Below are 4,373 nucleotides of genomic sequence, written 5' to 3' on the forward strand. Positions count from 1 at the left end.
CGAGCGGGTCGGCGACGACGTGGGCGGCGGCGTACACGACGCGGGAGGTCACGGGCGTCGTGGCGGCGGGCAGCGGGGCGGGCTCGGACATCCGGGCCGCGCCGCCGCTTGTGGGTGCCCGGTCCGGCGTCCACCTCGGCGTACACCGCCTCGCCCGGGGTGAGCTGCTCCTCGGCCGCCGGGCGGCCCTGCTGCGGGACGGCCAGCACCGGCAGCCCGGCCATCGCGGGCAGTTGCTCGCGCAGCCGGGTGGCCAGCTCGGCCGCGCGCAGCCGGGAGGCGGGGGCCTTGGCCAGGCACTCGGCGATGATCCGCCAGAGGCCGTCGGGCAGGCCCGGGATCGGCGGCACCTGCTCGGTGACGTGCCGGCGCAGCACCGCGCCGGTGTGGCCGCCGCCGAACGGGGTGAAGCCCGCCAGCAGCTCGTACAGCACGGTGGCGAGGGCGTAGATGTCGACGGCCGCGCGCGGTTCCAGGCCCTCGATGATCTCGGGGGCGAGGTAGTCGGGGGTGCCGATGATCCGGGTGGCACGGGTCCGGCGCGGGGCGTCGACCAGCCGGGCGACGCCGAAGTCGGTCAGCTTGGCGCGCGGGGCGCCACCGGGCCCGGGGGCTGCGGAGAGGTCGAGCAGGACGTTCTCCGGCTTGACGTCGCGGTGCACGATGCCGGCCGCGTGGGCGGCGGCCAGGCCGTCGGCGACGTCCGCGATGACCGAGACGGCGGTCTGCGGGGCGAGCGCGCCGTCCCGTTCCAGCCGGGACCGCAGGTCGGTGCCCTGGACCAGCTCCATGACGAGCGCGAGGTCGCTGCCGTCGACCACCATGTCGCGCACGCCGACCACCCGGGGGTGGTCGAGGCTGGTGAGCGCCGCGCGTTCCTGCACGAAACGGCCGACCAGCACCTGGTCGGCCGCGAGGTCCTCGCGGAGCAGCTTGACCGCGACCGGGCCGTCCGGGCCCTCACCGAGCCAGACCGTCCCGGCCGAGCCCCGGCCGATCACCTGGTGGACGGTGTAGCGGCTGCCGATCTTGCGTGCCAATGCTGCTCCGTGGGCGGCGGGAGCGTCCCGGGAGGGTGCGGGGCGCTCGGTGGGGCGGGACAACAGCGACCAACCTACGCGTCCGGGCGCCCTCCGGGGGCCGCCTGACGGTGCTCGGCGGGTACTGGGGGCCTAGAAATCTTGTGAATTATCGACATAGCGTCAATCCCGTTGCCGGTCGGGCCCGCGGCACCGACCCCGACGGGGCCGGTGGCCGGCGGCCCCGCCGTCGGCCCCGCGGGCCCCGCCCCGGGCCGGCCTCCCCGGACCGGCCGTCAGTTCTTCGCGTTGCCGAACAGGTGGCTCACCCAGTCGCTCGCGTCGGAGAACCAGCCCTGCACGCTGTCCCAGTACTCCGGCAGCGGGGTGAAGTTCCACAGCGCCACCGCGGCCACCGCCAGGACCAGCAGCACCATCAGACAGCCCTTCAGGCAGCCGAGGCCCGGGATGTACATCCGGTTGCGGCTGCGCGGACGCCGCTCGCGGGCGGGCGCCGCCTCCCGGCGGGACGGCTCCTGCGGCGGCTCGGCCCGGCGCTGCGGAGGCTCACGGCGCTGGGGGGCGGGCGGCTCCGCCCGGCGCGGGGGCGCCGGCGGGGCGGACTGCTGCGGCGCCGGACGGTGACCGCCCTGCGGACCGGCCGGGGCCTGCTGCCCGTACGGCTGGGGCGGCTGTCCGTGCGGCGGCCGGCCGCCCTGCGGGGCCTGGTTGTGCTGCGGCGGCCGGTTGTAGCCGCCGGGCGGCTGCGGACGACCCGCCGGAGGTGCCTGGTAGGGCGGCGGCGCGACCGGCGGACGCTGGGCGTAGCCCGGCGGCGGGGCCTGCCGGTAGCCGCCCGGCTGCTGCTGCGGGGCCTGCTGCGGCGCCTGGTGGCCCTGCGGCGGGCCGGGCGGGCGCCCGCCGGCCTGGTACGGCGCCGGGGCGACCGGCGGGGCGTCGAAGTCCTCGGGGGCGAAGTAGCTGACCTCGGTCTGCTGGTTGCGGTCGCGGGCCGCGCGCAGCTGGGTCTGCCACGGGTGCGGCGCCTCGGGCTGCGGCGGGCCGGGCGGGGGCGGCGGCACGGGCGGCATCATCCGGGTCGCGGCGGCCGGGTCGTACGGGGGCGGCTGGGTGCCCATCACCCGCGTCGCGGCCGCCGGGTCGTACTCCTGGCCGGGCTGGCCGGGCTGGCCGGGCTGGCCGAACTGACCGGGCTGGCCCGGCTGGCCTGCCGGGAGCACCTGGGTGCGGTCCTCGGCACCGGGCGTGCCGAACGGTCCGCCCGGCACCCCCATCGGGGCGCCCGGCACCGGGGCGGGCTGCCGGTCCGGCTGGAGCAGGGCACCGACGGCCAGCGCCGCGTCCACCGCCGCCGGGGAGGCGTGCACGCCCACCCCGGCCGCGACCACGCGCAGCGCGCGGGCCAGCGTCACGGCACTCGGCCGCTGCGCCGGGTCCTTGCGCAGGCAGCGCTCGATCACCGTCCAGAGCGGCTCGGGCATCGTGGACGGACGCTGCGGCTCCTGGGCGAGGTGGGCCTGGAGCACGGCCAGCGGGTTGTCGCCCTGGAACGGCTGGCGGCCGGTGACCAGCTCGTACAGCATGATCCCGGCGCCGTAGACGTCCACCGCGGAGGTCTGCGGGCGGCCCTCCGCGGACTCCGGGGCGACGTAGGCCGGGGTGCCGACGAACTCGTGGCTGCGGGTGATGCCCGGGGAGTCGGCGAGCCGGGCGATGCCGAAGTCGGTCAGCATCGGGTGCATCTGCTCGGTGCCGTCCACGACGGCGGTCGCGAGCAGGACGTTGGCCGGCTTGAGGTCGCGGTGGACGATGCCGTCGGCGTGGCTGACGGCCAGCGCGTCGGCGACCTGGGCCATCAGCAGGGCCCCGGCGATCGGGCTGAACGGGCCGTTGCCGCGCAGGTAGCGGGCCAGGTCGGGGCCGTCGATCAGGTCCATCACCAGGGCGAGCAGCTCGCCCTCGACGACCAGGTCGCGGACCTTGACGATGTTCGGGTGGGTGAGCCGGACCAGGACCGAGCGCTCGCGCAGGAAGCGCATCACGACGTCGGGGTCGGCGGCGAGCTCCTCGCGCAGCACCTTGATCGCGACCGACTGCCCCGGCTCGCTGCCGGGCACGGCGACGTCGGCGCGGACCCGTCCGCGCCAGACGGTGCCGGTGGCGCCCCGCCCGAGGGTCTCCTCAAGCACATACTTGCTGCCGACTGGCCGCACCTGTCGCACTCCTCGCCGTGCCGCCCGCGCGGGGCACTCCCCCGCAGGTGCGGTGAGCCTGCCGGGCCCGTGTTTCCGGCCACTCTAACGGTGTCCGTTCATGTTTTTGAGGCGACCGGCGAGGGGGTTCGCCCGGGTTGGGGGACATCCCCTAGGGGACGACCCGGAGGCCTCCGGCCGCGTTCGCCCCGGCCGCGGGCAGGGCGGCGGTTGACCTGACCCTCCGTCGCCTCCACCATGGCGATGATCGCAAGATCGTCAGATCCGGTACCGTGCGCGGACTGTCCGTGACGGATGGCAGGATGACAGTCGCCACTCTTGTGGCCCATGCGGTGCCGGCCACGCCGACGTCACTCGCGGCGGGCCGGGGCAGCGGCACCAGGCGTCACACCAGCAGAAGGGACCGCGGGCGAGATGCAGATCCGGCTGACCGTCCTCCGACCGCGCAGCGGACCGGCAGTCGCCGGCTCCGCCATCCCCTACGTCGACGTGCTGGTCACCGCGCCCGTCGGCACCGCGCTCGGATCCCTCGCGGGCGCGCTCGCGGGCGCCGTGGGCGTGCGCGGCCCGCGGGCCGCCACCCACGTGCACCTGTACGCCGGGGCGCACCGGGTGGACGAGCACACGCTGCTCGGCCACCCCCCGCTGCTGGACGGCGCCGTCCTCAGCCTCAACGAACCCGACCCGACCGCCGACGACCCCGACGACGGCCCGGCCGCCGCCGAGCTCCGGGTGGTCGGCGGCCCCGACGCCGGCGGCGTGCACCGCCTGCACGGCCGGGAGATCCGGGTCGGCCGTTCGGGCGAGGCCGACGTCCCGATCGACGACCCGGACGTCTCCCGGCTCCACCTCTCCCTGCACCTCGCCGACGACGGCACGGTGACCGTCCGCGACCTCGGCTCGACCAACGGCACCACCGTGGACGGCCGGATCGTGCCGCCCGGCCCGCCCGAGGAGGCCGTCCCGCTCGACGGCACCGGACTGCTCCGGATCGGCGAGTCCACCCTCCGGGTCACCGGCCCGGAGGCCGGGATGTCGCCGAGGCGGCCCGGGTGGCGGCCGGGGCGGGGGCCGACGCCGTCACGGTGGACGGCGCCGAGGGTGGGACGGGCTGGGCGCC

3 protein-coding genes are annotated in these 4,373 nt (G+C 77.0%); 1 reads left to right on the forward strand and 2 read right to left on the reverse strand.

The window, feature by feature from the left end:
* Both ABZY91_RS41460 and ABZY91_RS41465 read right to left on the reverse strand, forming a co-directional pair.
* Window positions 1-1,040 (reverse strand): serine/threonine-protein kinase (locus ABZY91_RS41460; RefSeq protein WP_355409363.1); only part of this gene is annotated, 1,040 nt, incomplete at its 3' end.
* Between the two features lie 275 nt (window positions 1,041-1,315).
* Window positions 1,316-3,253, reverse strand: coding sequence for a protein kinase (locus tag ABZY91_RS41465; protein ID WP_355409365.1), 1,938 nt, complete (start codon window positions 3,251-3,253; stop codon window positions 1,316-1,318).
* 414 nt (window positions 3,254-3,667) lie between these two features.
* Between ABZY91_RS41465 and ABZY91_RS41470 the strand changes: the two genes are divergently transcribed.
* On the forward strand, window positions 3,668-4,373 hold a 706-nt coding region (locus tag ABZY91_RS41470; protein ID WP_355409367.1), incomplete at its 3' end, for an FHA domain-containing protein.

The sequence above is a fragment of the Kitasatospora sp. NPDC002965 genome, assembly GCF_040611255.1.
Lineage (GTDB): Bacteria > Actinomycetota > Actinomycetes > Streptomycetales > Streptomycetaceae > Kitasatospora.